The sequence below is a fragment of the Cyclonatronum sp. genome, from assembly GCF_022565315.1.
Classification (GTDB): Bacteria; Bacteroidota; Rhodothermia; order Balneolales; family Cyclonatronaceae; genus Cyclonatronum.
In genome coordinates this window covers 15,195-31,424 of sequence record NZ_JAIUMX010000039.1, presented here as the reverse complement: position 1 = coordinate 31,424, position 16,230 = coordinate 15,195, and the positions used below count along the sequence as shown (strand labels likewise).

Sequence of the window (16,230 nt, the reverse complement as noted above, 5' to 3'; positions counted from 1 at the left end):
TGCACAGGAGCTCCAGTTCGGCGGCTACCTGCAGGCGATGCCGCTGCGCATTGCCACTACCCTGCCGGAGCCGGAGGGCGATCAGACCTATTTCGAGTACCGCATGCAGGGCCGGCTGAACCTCCGCGCTGATTTCGGCCGCAACTTCAGCCTGCACGCACAGGGTCGCGCCCGGCTATTTGCCGGCGATCTGGTGCAGGATTTCCCGGTGTATGCGGATTTCATCGACACCGACGACGGCTTCGTGAATCTTTCCTGGATGCCGGTCCGCTCGGGGGATGTGCTCCTTCACCTGCTCCCCGACCGGCTCTATGCCGACTGGAGCAGCGGCGACTGGAACATCCGGGCGGGGCGGCAGCGCATCAACTGGGGCATCAATATGCTGAGCAACCCGAATGATGTGTTCAATATTTACTCGGTGTACGAGTTCGATTATCCCGAGCGGCCCGGCACTGATGCCCTGCGGATCCGCTACTTCATCGACTGGGACTCCCGGCTGGAAATTGCCGCGGCACCGTCTCGCGCGGGCATGCGGGAAAGCGTTGTGGCCGCACTGTATGGCTTTGGTTTCCGCGGGTATGATGTGCAGCTCATCACCGGCTGGTACCGCAACCGCCTGGCGCTGGGCGGCGGCTGGGCCGGAAGCATGGGCGGCACGGGCCTCAAAGGCGAGCTGATGCTTTTCCGGGATGTCGAAGCGCCCGAATCGGGCAGGCGCGAAAACAGCTTTGTCGCGGCGGTCTCGGCCGATCATATGTTCAGTAACGGACTCTTTGCCATCGCCGAGGTGCTGTACAACAGCAGCGGCGGCACTGAAACCTTTGGTCTGCTCTCACAGCCGCTCTCAGCTGATAACCCCTCCATATCGGCCTGGCAGCTCAGCAGCACCCTGCAGCAAAACCTGAACCCGCTCACGGATGCGGCCCTCACCCTCATCACCTACCCTGACGAGCGGGGCGCCTTCATCTCGCCATCGGTAACGCGAAGCCTCACCCAAAACACCGATGCAAGCCTGCTCGCCCAGTTCTTCCTCGGCGCCTCCGACTCCCCCCTTGCCGATGCCGGCAGCCTCGTGCTGGTTTCGGTGAAATGGGATTTCTGAGAAGATGGTGATAAAGACCGGTGATAGTTCCGGCGCCGGTGCCCTTCACCCAAACGCATCCTTCCGGTACATTCCGTTACCGAAAGGATGCGATTTCCTAAAGGGCTGAACCGCTCTGAAGTTCCGTCATCAGCGCTCGGCGTTTTGGGCTTCAATTCGCCTGAGCGCGAAATAAAGCAGGTAAGCTGAAACCGCGATAATCAGACCATAAATGGTTGTGACGGACGATACTTTCAGCCCTGAAATCAGAATTTCGGGAGAAATCATCCCGGCCTCTTCAATAATTGAAAAGGCGGTGTAGAGTCCGATCGACTGACCCAAAATTCCGATAATGAGGCCAAAAAGTCCGATTTCCTTCACTATCGAAACCCCGGGTGAGCCTCCCTTCCGGATCTGAAGAAAGCTGAAAAAAAAATGCAGCAATAACAGCGGCAAAAATGAGGGTAAGCGTACCCATAAACAGCGGTCCGCCCATATTAAATAAATCAATCATAATGCTTACAAGGTTAAATGAATGTTCAGTGGGTGTTCCCTAAAAAGGTATCTTGAGGGCACCGCTGCACGCAATGCATTATACCGACCGAAACCTGCTGCTCACCGACAAAACCTGCATTCCTGCGTTATTCTGCTGATATTCAGATAAAAACAATGCAAACCGGCAAACACCTTCTTTTTTGGATCCTCATCTCCCTTTTCCTGATTGCGGGCTTTGGCAGCACCTTCAGTGATTTTGCAAAGACCTTCTATTTTGTGAGTTTTCTCATGCCGGTTGCCGTCGGCACCTCTTACTTCTTCAACTACTACCTCGTGCCGGTTTACCTGCTTCAGAAATCGTTTCTCCGGTTTTGGCTGTACACCGCTTACACCATCATCATCTCGTTTTTTCTGCAGCTGATTGTCATGCTCCTTGCTTTTGTGGTAATAGCTGAGTACAACTATCAGGTGCTTGACCCGGTGATGGCCAACGTATTTGTGCTGGCATCGGTAATCTATCTGGTGGTTTTTCTGAAGGCCTTTCTGCTGCTTTATCTGCGCTTTGTGAACAAGGAATCTGAGCTCAGCGCGCGCAACAAAGAAAATGAGGGCCTGAAAACAGCCTTCATCACCATCCGGGAAAAGCGGGAGAACCGGCAGATCAGGCTCTCCGGGATCATCTCGCTGGAAAGCCTGGGAGATTATGTGAAGATTACCACAAACACGGAGCGCTTCACCACCAAAGAAACGCTCGCCGCTTTTGAGCAGCAGCTGCCGGATTATTTCATCCGCACGCACAGGTCTTTTATCGTAAACCGGAATCACGTACAAACCTTTTCGGCCACTTCTGTCACGGTGCCAAACAGCGAAATCCCCGTAAGCAGAACCTACAAAAAACAGGTGATGGCGGTGCTTGCGGGGTGAGGGTGGTGGCTATTCGCTAATCCGCCAAACCGAACCCGCAATACGGGCCATAAGCCGCTGCCGCGCCCTTATTGCTTCAGGCCCCCACTCGCCGGCCGAAATATTTTGGCTTAATGCAAAGGAGCTTTCCTGATAGACCTGCTTTTTTTCTTCATAGCCTGCATTTCCGGCCTGTGCCCGGTTTTTCTTTTCTTCAAGCAGTGTCAGGTTGCCAAGCCGGTAAACAAAGGCTTTGTGGTCTGCGGGTGAGAAACTCTGCTCCCAACTGTACCCGGGGTTTTCCGGCAGAATATGTTCAATGGTAGCATCCGTTGTCTCAAAATCGATGGCTTTCCCAGAAAGCCGGTTTTCGAGCTTCACCAGAATGTACCTTACCAATTTTTTGGCACTTCTGGTATTCAGGCTTAAAGCCGAAAAACTATTGATAAACTGTTCATCATCAGGATACACGGAACCAAGTGCCGCAAAAGCTTCACGGGCTGTTTTTACCCTGCCTTCAGAAACCTGAACGGCAAGCTGACTGAACTGCTTCCCGAGTTCGTTTGCGTTCAGATTGCTGATTACACGGTAGCGAAATGTAATGACAGCACAGTACCTGAGCAGCTGAATAAAATTTGCGGCATCAAAACGGCCGTAAGCCGCCATTACCAGGGGTTTGTAGTGATTCGCCCGAAACAGACTCAGCTCCCTGACGAAAGGCCGGGCTTCGTGATAATCAGCCCAAAACTCATCTGCCGGCCTTTCAAGCGCTTCATACAGAAATGCTGTGCGATGGAGCTCATCCAAAAGATCAAAAACATCCTTCGGGGTACTAATTCTGCCCTTGAGCTGCTTAAAAAGGTTCTGCCGGCTGCCTGTTTTTTGTTTTACGCTGAGGTGATGTTGCAGAAACTCAGGAAAGCTGCTCAGGCCGGTTAAGGCGGTAATTTCAGCCCACTGCCGCTTGGTGTGTTCCAAATCTGTTTTTGACCCCGAGACCTGCGAAAACAGAAAGTTTTTCAGCAAGTCAGTTGCGGTTAACGCCACACCCCGGGAATTAAGGGTTTCAAAAACGGTGTAAGCACTGAGCTCATCCTCCACGAGAATTTGTGTGAAAACGAGTTTCTCGGCTATATGCTTGTTCAAAAAATCGGCGATCAGCGCTCCGTCGCGGGTGCTTTCAAACCTCTGCCTTACAGATGCTTCAAAAAACTGAAAGGCCCGCCATAAAAGGGCCTCCGACTCGTGGAGCTTGCGGATGTTCAACGGATTCCGGAACTGCAGCAGGGTTGCCTGATAAAACGGGTCGTTGGTTTCATTAAGGAAAAGTCGGCTCGAGTACCGTAAGGAAGCGGGATCTTTGGTGCCGATATATTGGCGAAGCAGCAATTCTGCCCGCTCCTGATTTTCGGCAGGATTTTCGCCTTCCTCAGCAAGCGACCTTATCATTTTTATACAGGCCATAGCGATAATGCTGAGTGTTGCCAGCCGCTGCTGCCCGTCAATCACCACAAACTGCTTGCTGCCCGCATCCTGCAGCACAACTGCGCCCATGTAATGAGGCAAACCGGATTCAGTTATTTGGCAGATATCATCCCACAAATCTTCCCAGTTTTCCGGTTGCCAGGCATAGTCGCGCTGCCAGGCAGGAACCCGGTACGTTTTGCCGTTTCCAAAAAGTTCATTCAGAGAAACGGTCGAAGATTCAATCAATTTGTTGGTTTTCATGGACTGAAGATTATTCGGTATCTGTCCGCATCCAGGTTATTTACTTCCGTTTTGCCATTATAACAAAGATTGAACCGGAAAAACTTTGCATCGCCGCCGGTGAAGTTCCTTCGGTGAGGGGCACAACATTCAGTCCTCATCCCAAAAACACGGTACGGTACTCCTACTCCCGCCTCAGGGCCTCGATCGGGTCGAGGCGGGAGGCTTTCCAGGCGGGGTAAAACCCGAAGAAGACGCCGACCGCTGCCGACACGCTCACCGCAATAAACATGGCTTCGGTTGAGAACAGGGCCGGCCAGCCGGCGTAGCTTGCGATAATTTCGGTTGCGGCCAGCCCGAGCAGGATGCCGCCAATGCCGCCGAGCAGGCAGAGCACCACGCTTTCAATCAGGAACTGAAGGAGCACATCGGGGCCGCGTGCACCTACAGCCAGCCTGAGGCCGATTTCGCGGGTGCGCTCGGTTACGCTCACGAGCATCACATTCATAATGCCGATGCCGCCCACAAACAGCGACACCCCGGCGATGGATGCCAGCAGCCAGGTCATAATCCGCGAGGTTTCGGCCGCGGCCGCGGCTACTTCCTCCTGCGTCTGAACCGTGAAGTCGTCTTCCTGATACGGTGCCAGTCCGTGACGCTCCCTCAGCAGGTCCGTTATTTTGAGCTGCGCGATTTCCATCGACTGCTCGTCGAATACCTGCACGTTAATCACCATCGCATGGCTGCGGCCCGAGATGCGCTGAAAGGCCGTGGTGTAGGGCACCAGCACGATGTCATCCTGGACCGATCCCATCAGCGACATGCCTTTCGGCGCGAGTACGCCTATAATTTCCAGCGGCAGGCCGCGCACGCGTATGGTTTCGCCAATGGGGATCGGCGCCCTCAAAAAGTTCGTCCACAATGGTCTGTCCCACAACGGCCACGAGGGCTGCGTTTTCGACGTCGGCTTCATCGTACATGCGCCCGCTTTCGATGGGCCACTGCCGGATTTGCAGGTAGTCGTGGCTCTGACCGTAGATGCGGGTGAACCAGTTCCGGTTGCCGTACACAATTACGCGCTGCGAGCGCACTTCCGGGCTGGCGGCGATCACTTCGGGGATTTCATCCCGCAGGGCGTGTGCGTCGGCTACGGTGAGGGTGTTTGCGCTGCCGCCGCCTATGCTCACGCCGCCCAGCTGCCGCGAGCCGGGGAATACCAGCACCACGTTCTGCCCGAGCCGGTTCACCTGTTCGCGCACTTCCGCGCCGGCGCCCTGACCCAGCCCGACCATGGTAATGACGGCTGCCACCCCGATGATTATGCCGAGCGCGGTGAGCAGGGTTCTCATCCGGTTGCGGCGCAGTGCTTTGAGCGCAACATAGGGAACGGCTGTCCATTTCATTGTTCGGCCTCCTGTTCAATCAGTTCGGTTTCGTCTTTCCAGCTTTGCAGCGCCTGCACGGCATCGCGGGCCTCGTTGGCTTTGTCAGAGCGGATGAGGCCATCCCGCAGAATGATGATGCGGCGGGAAAAGCGCGCAATGTCCGGCTCATGCGATACCATCAGGATGGTGAGCCCGTCCCGGTTGAGGCGCTGGAAAATGTCCATAATTTCGAGGCTCGTGCGGCTGTCGAGGTTGCCGGTGGGTTCGTCGGCCAGCAGTACTGAAGGGCGCGTAACCAGCGCCCGCGCGATGGCAACCCGCTGCTGCTGCCCGCCGGAAAGCTCGTTTGGGGTGTGGTCGGCGCGGTCAGCCAGCCCCACGATTTCGAGGGCTTCTTTTGCACGGGTGTGCATTTCCTTCCAGCTGAGTTTCTGCCGGCTGTAGAGCAGCGGCAGCTCCACATTCTCGAGGGCCGAGGTGCGCGGCAGCAGATGAAAGTTCTGAAACACAAAACCGATGGTCTCATTCCGAACCAGCGCAAGCTGCGTTTTATTGAGCCCCGCCACATTTTCACCATCAAGTAAATAGTCGCCGGCGGTGGGTTTGTCCAGACATCCCAAAATGTTCATCAGGGTCGATTTTCCGGAGCCGCTCGAACCCATGATGGTCGTGAAAGCACCGGCCTCAATGTTCAGGCTGATGCCCCGCAGGGCGTCAACGACCAGCGACCCGGATCGGTAGGTTTTGGTGATGTTGCTGAGTTCAATCATTTCATCCGCTTTTTGTGAAGCTTATCCGCACTTAGCCCGGCGCGTTCATGGTTTCCTGAAGGTTTTTGTGATAGGTGTCGATCATGCTTTCGAACTCACCGGCAACAATCGGGCTCACGGCCATCTTCACAAAAAATGGCAGGTCGGTTTCAAGTGTAGCCTTAATGTGGAACTTCACCACGGTGCCGCCCCCTTCCGCATCATCCAGCTTCCACGAGCCGGAAACAACGCCGTTTCCTACTCCTTTTACGGGTTCCCATTTTACCGTCTTCATGCCCGGGTAGGAGGTGTATTTACAGGCATGAATCGCCTGAATGTTGTACATCTGCACCCCGATTTTTTCCATTTCCCAGCGGTAGGCGTTATCCCCCAGATCAATCAGCTTATCCACTTTCGGGAAGTGGGCAACCGATTTGGGCACATCCGCAAGCAGTTCAAAAACCTGCTCAGGTGCCCATGAAACTTCAAATGTTCTGTTCAGCTCAACAAAAGTGGTAAACGACATGGTTTTGTTTTCCTTTGGTTTATAGTGTTTTTTTCGGGTGATGTGTTTCCGGGCGTTTAAACGGCATCGCAGCGGAAACGAACTGTCTTTGATTTTTTTCAGGGGGATGGGGCAGCTTCCGGGCTTGCAAACAGGGCGTGCATGGCATCCAGCTCCCGCTCGAAGTCATCCACGATTTTGGATGGATCGGGGATGATGTTTGCGTCGGTCGCCACGCCTATGCGCACCTTGTTGTTGTAGCTGATCACGCTTATGCCCAGCCCGACGCGGCCGGCCTGCGGAACCCAGAACAGGATGTTGTCCACTTCGCAGCCCCCGAGGTACAGCGGAATGGAAGGCCCCGGTACATTGGTGAGCACGAGCGAGGTTTTGCTGCCAATAACATCGAGCACCAGGTTTTCAATTTCTCTCGGAGCGGCGCCCATGGTGTTCAGCACCATGAAGGAAACGAAGGCTTCGGGCGTATTCTTGAGCTCATCCATGCGGCGCTTCTGCTCGGTGAGCCGCTCGCGGATGTCTTCCATGCCAACGGGCAGGCTCAGGAAAACCAGACCGAATTTGTTGCCCATCGCAAAAGGATCGGTAGCGCGGCGGATATCGACCGGGATGGCCGCACGGATGTTCATTTCGGAGATGTCTTCGCCGCGGTTTTTCAGGTAGCGGCCCAGGGCACCGGCAGCGGCCGTTACAACCACATCATTCACGGTTGCACCGGCTCCCCGGCGGATTTCCTTCACCCGCTCAAGCGGGATTTCAAACGACCAGGAGGCCAGTTTTTTGTTTTGAAGGTCCTGCTTCAGCAGGGTTTTCGGGTCGGGCCAGCGCAGCACCAGTCGCCCCAGACTGAAGCCGCCATCGATGGTCATCTTGGCCCAGTCGAAAACTTTTGAGGGTTTTTTGAGCAGACGGTAACTGAGCTTTACCATGGTTTCGGCGGCTACCCAAACATTCAGGGCCACATCCACCACCGGATCGAGAAAGGTGGGCCGCTCTTCTTTTTTGGTTTTCCTGCCGGGTTTGAGGATGGCTTTGTCGGTCGTCATCATCGAAAGCAGCACCCGAACCAGCGCGTTACCGTCGGCGATGCAGTGATGCAGCCGGATGATGAGCCCCGTGCCCTGCCGCACATCTTCCACCATGGTGATGTGCCACAGCGGTTTGTCGTAATCGAGCGGGGTGCTCATCAGTTCGCCCACGAGCGCCTGCAGCTCGGCCCGCGGATCTTCGTTGGGGATGGCGGCCAGACTAATATGGTCGGCCGGGTCAAAAAACGGGACGTCTTCCCAGTAGGTGTCTTCAAAAATAATTCCGCGGTTCACCACACGCTGCCGGAAGCGGTCGAATATCATCAGGCGCTCTTTCAGCAGATCAAGCACATCTTCGTAGCGCAGCTTTTCTTTGGTCGTGAGCAGGGCCGTAACCATCATCAGGTTGCTTGGTGCCTCCATGCGCAGCCAGGCGCGGTCCACATTGCTCATCAGCTCCCTTCGGGCCATAAATAACAGGGTCTTGGTTTAAGTTTGGATTTCAGGATACGGGCACGAAGCCATCATCATAGTACACAAAAAAAACGGCATCCCGCTACCTGAAATCCATTTTTTAGCCGGCTGTTAAAAAGTTGCCTGCTGCCCGCCGAACAGGCTGCGGCGTTCGTTTTGAGTATCGGTTCGCAGCGATAGCCCCACCGCAAGTACATCACCGGGCTGAAGCCCGCTCACAATTTCGGTGTTCACGCCGTCGCTCAGGCCGGTTTCAACGGCAACCACTTCGAGCTGACCGTCGCGTACTACATAGGCGCGCGGCTGACCTTCCCCGATATGGTCCGGCGTTGGCGGACGCAGGCCATCCGGCAGACGTGCACGCAGGGCCGTATTGCGAACGCGTACCACATCCTGCTTTTTTGCTGTGATCACCGAAACTTCGGTCGTCATGCCGGGTTTGAGCAGCAGCTCGCTGTTATCCACCAGAATCAGTGTTTGGTAGTGTACCACGTTGTCTTCCACGATGGGGGCGTTGCGCACCTGAATAACCTCCCCGGTGAAGGTGCGCTCGCGGTAAGCATCCACGCGGAAATCTACCCGCTGCCCTTCGTGCACCTGCCCGATATCAGCCTCGGATACATTGGCGTAGATGTGCATCACCCGCAGGTCGGATGCCAGCTGAAAAAGCTCGGGCGCGTTCAGGCTCGCGGCAACGGTCTGCCCGACATCCACATTCCGGGAAATCACGATGCCGTCAGCCGGGGCGGTGATGGTGCAGCGGTCGAGTTCGCGCTGTGCCCGCTCGAGGGCGTGCCGGCGCACCTGCAGCTGCGCTTCGGCCTGCCGCAGCGTAACCGAGGCCTGATCTACATCAGAGGGCGACACAAACTGACGCTCGCGCAGTTCCTGCACCCGCTGCCACTGCATGCGGGCGAGTTCGAGACCGGCTTCCGCACTTTGCAGCTCGGCACGGGCGGAGCTTACCTCCGCTTCGAAGGTGGAAGGATCAATGCGGGCGAGCACCTGCCCTTTGCGCACAACGGAGTTAAAATCGACGGCGATTTCCTCAATAATGCCGGAAACCTGACTGCCCACGGTTACGCGCTGCACCGGATGAATAGCCCCGAAAGCAACAACCCGGCGCGAGACATCGCCGGTTTCAGCCTGAACCGTAGTTAGGGGCGGCAGCTCGCGGCTGTTTTCAGCGCCGGGCTGCCAGATGATAAACCAGATGCCGGCAGCAACCGCCATAATTAAGATGATATAGCCCGCAGTTTTCACGATAAGCTGTCTGTTTTTTGGATTTACTTTAAACTTCAAGTAATGGATTTTAGACCAAAAGTTCTGTTAATTAGTCCCATGTCTGACCTCTCGTTTGTAAAACTGCCGGAAAACACCCCCATTTGCCTTTTTTGCCGCCTAACAGCTAACTATGAAAACAGCAACTACCCCTTATCGGATATTGATTATTGAAGCAGACCCGGCAATGCTGATGTTGCTGGAAGATTTCATTGATGAATGCTTTTTACGGTACAAAATTGATTCCGTCGCAACTCCTGATGAAGCTGCGCTGCTGCTTAAAGATTCCGGCGGACTCTACAACGTGGTTATCAGCAATGCAGGAACTACAAACGCTGCTGATTTAGACTTCATCAAAAACCTTCTCGCATTGTGCGCTGGTGTTCCCCTCATAATGCTGAGCAGCTATACCAACCGCGATCAGGTAATGGCATGGGTTAAAATGGGCGTTGCCGATTATATTCTCACTGATGATCTGAACGCAAGCATTTTGCATAAGGCTATAGTTTTTAGCGTAGAGCGCAAAGCGGCCCTGCAGGAATTGCAGCATTCAGAACGCCGCTACCGCGACCTATTCGGTTACAGTCCGCTCCCAATGTGGGTTGTTGATGTTAAAACAGGTGGCATCCTGGATGTTAACGAAGCCGCAGTTATTGCTTACGGGTATAACCGGGAGGAATTTGAGCAGCTTAGTGTTCGCGATATTTACCCCTCTGTAACTGATGCTGAACTTCAGAAATGGTTAACTGAAGATGATACTAACGAAGTTGTAGAGCACGGAGTGTTTGAGCATCACAGCCGCAGCGGTGCCATTATGCAGATGGACGTAAAGAGCAGAATGATGATGTTTGAAGGCCGGAGTGCAAGGCTTATAATTGCCAATGATGTAACGAGGCTCAGAAGTTACATTAAAGCCATTGAAGAGCAGAATGAGCGATTTCGCCAAATCGGCTGGCTGCAGTCGCACATTGTGAGGGCACCGCTTGCACGCATTATGGGATTGATGGATATGCTAAGCATTATTGAACAGGAGCAGGATGAACCCGCTGACCCTGAGCTGAGCAGAGAAAAAATTTTAGAGTATATTGCCCTGGCCGTCGCAGAGCTGGACCAAAACGTCCGCGATGTGGTTTCCAAAACAACCCGAACCGAACTCGATTAATCTGAATGAAAAAGTTTACCATCACTTTTTTTCTGTCCGCACTGATACTCGCCGTAATCGGCTGGGCCGATCTATCCGGCCTGGGTCTTAACCTGGCGGACACCGCAGCTGCCGCAGATGATGAGGGCTTTGGCGGCTTCGGCACCTGGGTGAGCCTGCTGCCGCCGCTTGTTGCTATCGCGCTGGCGCTCATCACCCGTGAGGTGGTGCTGTCTCTATTTGCCGGTGTCTGGATTGGCGCCCTCTTTATAGCAGGCTTCAACCCCTTTACCGGAACGGCCGATTCATTCTCGTTTCTGATTAATGCCATGTCAGATGAATACCACGTTGCCATCATCATGTTCAGCCTGATGCTCGGCGGCATGGTCGGGCTGATGAGCCGGGGCGGTGGTACCAAAGGGGTCGTAACGGTTCTCGCAAAACTGGCCAAAAACCGCACGCAGGGGCAGCTCATCACCTGGATTTCGGCCCTTTTTCTGTTTTTTGATGATTATGCCAACAGCCTCATCCGCGGCAGTGCCATGCGCCCGATGACCGACCGGCTTAACATTTCGCGCGAGAAACTGGCTTACATCGTGGATTCAACCGCCGCACCTCTGGCGGTTAGTGCCGTAATCACAACCTGGATTGGCTTTGAAATCACGCAGATTTCGAACTCGCTTTCAACCCTCGCGGCACAGACAGATGATGCCGTGCTTGCCGCTCAGCTGCAGGCCGGTGCCGACAACGCCTTTATGATTTTCCTGCACTCGGTGCCCTATCTGTTTTATCCGCTGCTTGCGCTCGGTTTTGTACTCATGATTGTACTGATGAAGCGCGATTTCGGCCCCATGCTCGATGCCGAGCGTCGTGCCTACTCCGGCGGCGGCGTTATCCGTCCTGGTGCCGTGCCTGCCTCAGATGTAAACCTGGAAAGCCTGCAGCCCCTCGATGGCAAACCGCTGCGCTGGTACAATGCAGCAATCCCGGTACTTACCGTTGTAATCGTGGCGATTTACGGACTTTACAGCACCGGCGTAAGCGGGCTTGAGCCGGGTGAGCGCAGCCTCACCAACATTATCGGGGATGCCGATCCCTTTGCCGCCCTCGTTTGGGCTTCCTTTTCGGGATGTTTCGTAGCCATGCTGCTGGTGGTGAGTCAGAAAATCCTGACCGTCGGGCAGGCCCTTGAGTCGTTTGTCGGGGGGATGCAATCCATGATGATGGCCATCATCATTCTCGTACTGGCATGGGGTTTGGGTGAAGTTACGCAGGCCGTAGGCACGGGCTCTTATCTCGCTGGCCTGCTGCAGGATACGCTTCCGCTGGTGCTGCTTCCCGGCCTTGTTTTCTTTATTGCCGCCGTTACCGCTTTCTCAACCGGCACCTCCTGGGGCACCATGGCGATTTTGTTTCCGGTTGTGATTCCGCTGGCTGTTGTGATGGGGGCCGGTGTCGGGTTTGCCGGCGGTGAGAACTACGGCATTCTGCTGGGCGCCATCAGCTCGGTAATGGCCGGCGCCGTATTCGGCGATCATTGCTCGCCCATTTCGGATACAACCGTAATCAGCTCGATGTCGTCTGCCTGCGACCTGATTGATCACGTGCGCACACAGCTGCCCTACGCGCTTGTTGTGGCAGCCGTAGCCCTGGTAGTAGGCGAAATCCCCGCTGCTTTCGGCGTTTCGCCGGTTTACGGTCTCGTTGTTGGTTTCGCGCTGCTCTACCTCGTACTGCGCATCTTTGGCCGAAACCCCGAAGAGGGACAGCTTGCAGCAGCGATTAAGTGAACACAAAATTTATCGCCGCACAGATCAGCTTCAGTAAATTAACGCATAAACAAAAACGCCCGGCACATTTCTGTACCGGGCGTTTTTGTTTAAACAGGCTGTCTGATTTTTCTAATCCGTCATTTCATCCATCCAGCTTTCAACATCATCCTGCCATTGTTCAAACTGAGTGCTGACATCATCAAATGTATTTGAGGCAGCGGAGCTTACGGTGCTCCATGTATCAGAGGTTGCATTTCTCACATCTGCAAGCGCGCGGTCAACCGAATCGCGCTGACCCGTAAGTTCTTCATAGGCTTCTTCGAAGTTTTCACGGTCGGCTTCATCACCCGCCCGCTCCATTCTTGTTTGCAGTTCAGAAAGCTGATCATCCATGTCATCCCGCAGCTCTTCAAGCTGTGAGACCATTTCTTCGCGTTCTTCCTCGAGTGCGTAATCCGTTTCATCTGATTCTCCGGAACATGCGGTTAGCGCAAGCCCGAAAGAAACCAGCAGTACGAGAGGCATCAAAAATTTAAAGCTCAGTTTTTCCATGTATTTATCCATATAAGTTTCAGGAATTATGGTTTGAGTGAAAGGCTTGCTGCTTAAGACTCTTTTTCCAAAAGCGATTTAATTTTGCCTGCAATCTCTTCTTTGGTCTTGCCAAGCTTTTCCTGAAGCTGACCAATTAACTCATCTTCGCGGCCTTCAACATAAGTGACATCATCGCCCATCAGCTCGCCGTATTCCTGTTTTAGTTTTCCCTTTATCTGATTCCAGTTGCCTTCTGAGATATTCATACGTATAAAATTTAATTCAATTTTTAATTACAGCTATATAACAGGAGTTTTTAACCTCAGAATTCGGATATACTCTTTAAATCATATTATCTGTAGCTGCACGATCCTTTGTATGTTTTTTCAATACTTGTATTAGAGCGTATTCATGTAATCATGGCATGGGAAAATTGTTAAATTCATCCGCTTCAATAGCTTGCAGATTTTGGAAACGCGGCATGAAAAAGGCGTTCCATTCCCCTGAGAACCTTTCCATCCGTTCATTAAGACTTCTGAGGCGTTTATCGCTATTCCCCGACAAATTCTCCAGAAACCGGTTCATCTGCATGGGCGGGGATAGCAGACTGAGCCGCCTGGTGAGCTGCTCCTGCGCATCGCGCTGCGCATATAACCGCTGCTTCAGTTCGCTTTCCCTTTCAGAAATGGTCTTCGCCAGGATGAGGCGGTTGTTCCAAAACTCAAAATAGCCGGGCAGGTCCTGCTCGTTAACCTCCAGCGGATGCTCTTCATAAAAGGCCAGCACAAGCTGTTCCCGCTCCGATTCAACCTGCTGCTCTATGCTGCGCTGCTCGTTTACCCAAACCGCCCGTGACGATACGGGGTGAAGGCTCACCGCAATCAGGTTAAAGAGCGCGGGCATTACTACAAGAAAAAGAATCCAGAGCCCTGTGAGGCTCATGGCATTAAAGACAGAGCTTTTCCCGGCCAGATTCACCAGCCAGGATAGCCCAAACCAAAACGCGATATAGAGCAGCAGCACCGACAGCAGCAGCAGCACGTCAGCATCGGGCAGTACGCCAAACAGCAGCAGAAACAGGAAGCCAGCACCCAGTGTCGTAGCAGCTATGAGCAGAAATCGAAAAATGACTTTGCCCGTAACGATTAATTTCAGGCTTACCGGCATGGCGTGCAGCAGCCTCATGGTGCCCAGTTCTTTTTCGCGGGAGAGCATGTTGTAACTGAGTGCGATGATGATGAGCGGCACCAGCCACACCATCACAAAGGCAAAATCGAATCGCCCCAGATACTGATGGAACGGATTTTCGAGGGCGTTATCCCGCAGCGGACTGCTCATGATGAGGGTCACGCGGCCGTAATACCGCAGGATATCAGCCGCTCCTACAGCAATCAGCGCGAGAGGCTCCGGCTCCAGATACACGTACCGACCGGCCCCTCTGAAAGCAGACAGCACCAGCGGATTCGAGGGGTCATCAAACCAGGGGCCTTCAAACGCCGCACCGGCTTCCATTTCGCGCAGCTGAGTGTATCTGCTGCTGTAAAATGCCCGGTCTTCTTCCTGAAGTCCGGCAATCCGCTCCTGCTGCAAGTGTACGCGTTCATGCCCCAGATACAGGCTGAACCCAATCATGGCTGCAAGCAGAACAATCATGGTAAGCACAACTTTGTCAGCTGCGTACTGTTTTTTCTCGAACCGGATGATGTGACGAATAAGACGAATATCCATAGCAGCTTTTAGACCTCCGTTTGTTTAGCGGATGAAAGCAGCAGACCAAAACTGAGGCCCGTCCACAGCAAGAGCAGCAGGGCGTATTTAAAGTAGGCGGCTGTCCAGCTGAGTGCATCCGGCGGCTGATACTGGAAGGCCACATTGCTGCTGAACAGCTCATAGCCTGCGGTGTAGCCCTGCGCGCGGTCCCCTACGGCATGCACCATCAGATCCTCGTTGAGTTCGCGCATCAGCTCGATGCGGTAGGCCTCCGCCTGATCCCGAAAATGATTAAAGGCGGCGATATCGGTACCGGCCATGCCCATTGAAAACAGCCGCACCAGTGATGTCGGCGACACAACCGCACTCAGCGCGAATAAGCCGAGCTGCTCCGCGTGAATCGCTGAAATCCGGGCCATGTGATAATCGAACACCTCTTTTTCAAACTCCTCGGAAACCTGCAGCATCAGTCCGCTCAGGTTGAAGGGCAGATCGGCCGGGTTATCGGTGCCGTGTGCTGCAAGTACGGAATCCCGGAATGCCTGCGTGTGTGTGCTGAGCGGGTTGTGCCCGTCGATGCCCTCGCTGAGGTGCTGCCGGATTTCCTGCTGAAAGGTGATGGTATCAGGGACGGGATGCATGCTCTCTGCCGCTACGGTTACCAGCCGCGGTACGAGCAGGGTGCTCATCACCCAAAACCCGAGCAGCAAAACCAGGGCCTGTGCCTGACTGCCGGCTTTGGCTGAAACCCAGAGCGAAAGGTGAATGAAAATGCCGAAATACAGCATCCAGCCGAGCATCATCAGTGCGTAGCGCAGGTAGTCAGCGGCAGCGGCGCCCGTGAAGGCGAGCAGCAGCAGACCGACAAGGGCAAAGCTGAGGAAGAGTCCCAAAACCACCACCCAAAGGGCTGCGGCTTTTCCGGTCAGGATGTCACGCAGCCGAACCCCCTGCGCCAGCAGCAACCTGAGCATGCCGCTTTCGCGCTCATAAATGACGCTCCGGTATCCCAAAAAAATAATGAAGAGCGGAAAGAGGAAGGTGAAAATGAAGGCTGGCGTGAGCTGACCAAAGCGGCTGAGGGAGCTCCGGTCTTCGATGGGGCTGTGCACGGCGAAGTTCTGCCGGTGCGCTTCCAGAAAAAGCGATACCCCCGTGAACGGCTCCGTTCCCGGGTCAAATACGGCCAGCAGGTTTACCGGCTTGAAGGCATGCGTGCCATAGTGCGCGGCTGAGTGCGGATTTTTATCCCCCTGCTGCTCCCAAAGGTGCCGGGCCAGCTCAGCAGCATCGGCATGTTCCTGTTTTTTCTCTGTATAATAGGCCGCACCGCTCAGCGCTGATACCAGCAGCAGCACGAGCACAACCGCAAACAGCACTTTCGTGCCGGGTTCGCGCCACAGTACCTTAAGCTCGTGTTTTACCAAAAGGGAAAATGCCATAGCCC

Annotated in this window: 15 protein-coding genes and 1 pseudogene; 4 read left to right on the top strand and 12 right to left on the bottom strand. The window is 54.3% G+C overall.

The window, feature by feature from the left end; translation table 11 throughout:
* Positions 1-1,102, top strand: a 1,102-nt coding sequence (locus LAT75_RS08195) for a hypothetical protein (protein WP_291482162.1), incomplete at its 5' end; no start/stop codon positions are given.
* 129 nt (positions 1,103-1,231) lie between these two features.
* Here LAT75_RS08195 and LAT75_RS08190 read toward each other — a convergent pair.
* Complete coding sequence (locus LAT75_RS08190; RefSeq protein WP_291482161.1) at positions 1,232-1,525, bottom strand: MotA/TolQ/ExbB proton channel family protein; 294 nt, start codon at positions 1,523-1,525, stop codon at positions 1,232-1,234.
* A gap of 225 nt (positions 1,526-1,750) precedes the next feature.
* On the opposite strand from LAT75_RS08190, the gene LAT75_RS08185 reads away from it, so the two are divergent.
* Complete coding sequence (locus LAT75_RS08185; RefSeq protein WP_291482160.1) at positions 1,751-2,500, top strand: LytTR family DNA-binding domain-containing protein; 750 nt, start codon at positions 1,751-1,753, stop codon at positions 2,498-2,500.
* Between the two features lie 9 nt (positions 2,501-2,509).
* On the opposite strand, the gene LAT75_RS08180 is transcribed toward LAT75_RS08185, so the two are convergent.
* The 7 genes and pseudogenes from LAT75_RS08180 to LAT75_RS08150 all read right to left on the bottom strand — a co-directional run bounded on the left by LAT75_RS08180 (position 2,510) and on the right by LAT75_RS08150 (position 9,608).
* Positions 2,510-4,207, bottom strand: a complete 1,698-nt coding sequence (locus LAT75_RS08180) for a DUF262 domain-containing HNH endonuclease family protein (protein WP_291482159.1) — start codon at positions 4,205-4,207, stop codon at positions 2,510-2,512.
* Positions 4,208-4,370: 163 nt separating this feature from the next.
* Positions 4,371-4,685 (bottom strand): FtsX-like permease family protein, encoded by a 315-nt coding sequence (locus tag LAT75_RS15625; RefSeq protein WP_363320535.1) that lies wholly within the window; start codon positions 4,683-4,685, stop codon positions 4,371-4,373.
* Positions 4,686-4,916: 231 nt separating this feature from the next.
* Positions 4,917-5,478, bottom strand: a pseudogene (locus LAT75_RS08170) (ABC transporter permease); the annotation flags it as partial.
* A 107-nt stretch (positions 5,479-5,585) separates the two neighbouring features.
* Positions 5,586-6,341, bottom strand: coding sequence for an ABC transporter ATP-binding protein (locus tag LAT75_RS08165; protein ID WP_291482156.1), 756 nt, complete (start codon positions 6,339-6,341; stop codon positions 5,586-5,588).
* A gap of 31 nt (positions 6,342-6,372) precedes the next feature.
* Positions 6,373-6,846: an SRPBCC family protein gene (locus LAT75_RS08160; RefSeq protein WP_291482155.1), complete on the bottom strand. Its 474-nt coding sequence runs from the start codon at positions 6,844-6,846 to the stop codon at positions 6,373-6,375.
* Between the two features lie 98 nt (positions 6,847-6,944).
* Positions 6,945-8,342 carry a wax ester/triacylglycerol synthase family O-acyltransferase gene (locus LAT75_RS08155; RefSeq protein ID WP_291482154.1) on the bottom strand — a complete coding sequence of 466 codons (1,398 nt, stop codon included), beginning with the start codon at positions 8,340-8,342 and terminating at the stop codon, positions 6,945-6,947.
* Positions 8,343-8,456: 114 nt separating this feature from the next.
* Positions 8,457-9,608, bottom strand: coding sequence for an efflux RND transporter periplasmic adaptor subunit (locus LAT75_RS08150; RefSeq protein ID WP_291482153.1), 1,152 nt, complete (start codon positions 9,606-9,608; stop codon positions 8,457-8,459).
* Between the two features lie 151 nt (positions 9,609-9,759).
* On the opposite strand from LAT75_RS08150, the gene LAT75_RS08145 reads away from it, so the two are divergent.
* Positions 9,760-10,788, top strand: a complete 1,029-nt coding sequence (locus LAT75_RS08145) for a PAS domain S-box protein (RefSeq protein ID WP_291482152.1) — start codon at positions 9,760-9,762, stop codon at positions 10,786-10,788.
* Between the two features lie 5 nt (positions 10,789-10,793).
* Complete coding sequence (locus LAT75_RS08140; RefSeq protein WP_291482151.1) at positions 10,794-12,557, top strand: Na+/H+ antiporter NhaC family protein; 1,764 nt, start codon at positions 10,794-10,796, stop codon at positions 12,555-12,557.
* Positions 12,558-12,668: 111 nt separating this feature from the next.
* Here LAT75_RS08140 and LAT75_RS08135 read toward each other — a convergent pair whose 3' ends face one another.
* The 4 genes from LAT75_RS08135 to LAT75_RS08120 form a co-directional block, all read right to left on the bottom strand.
* Complete coding sequence (locus tag LAT75_RS08135; protein WP_291482150.1) at positions 12,669-13,067, bottom strand: hypothetical protein; 399 nt, start codon at positions 13,065-13,067, stop codon at positions 12,669-12,671.
* A gap of 77 nt (positions 13,068-13,144) precedes the next feature.
* A complete protein-coding gene (locus tag LAT75_RS08130) occupies positions 13,145-13,339 on the bottom strand; it encodes a CsbD family protein (protein ID WP_291482149.1) in 195 nt (64 codons plus the stop codon).
* Positions 13,340-13,490: 151 nt separating this feature from the next.
* Positions 13,491-14,801, bottom strand: a complete 1,311-nt coding sequence (locus LAT75_RS08125; protein WP_291482148.1) for an ABC transporter permease subunit — start codon at positions 14,799-14,801, stop codon at positions 13,491-13,493.
* An 8-nt stretch (positions 14,802-14,809) separates the two neighbouring features.
* Entirely contained in the window at positions 14,810-16,225 is a 1,416-nt protein-coding gene (locus tag LAT75_RS08120) for a DUF3526 domain-containing protein (protein ID WP_291482147.1), read from the bottom strand.
* Positions 16,226-16,230: the final 5 nt, after the last annotated feature.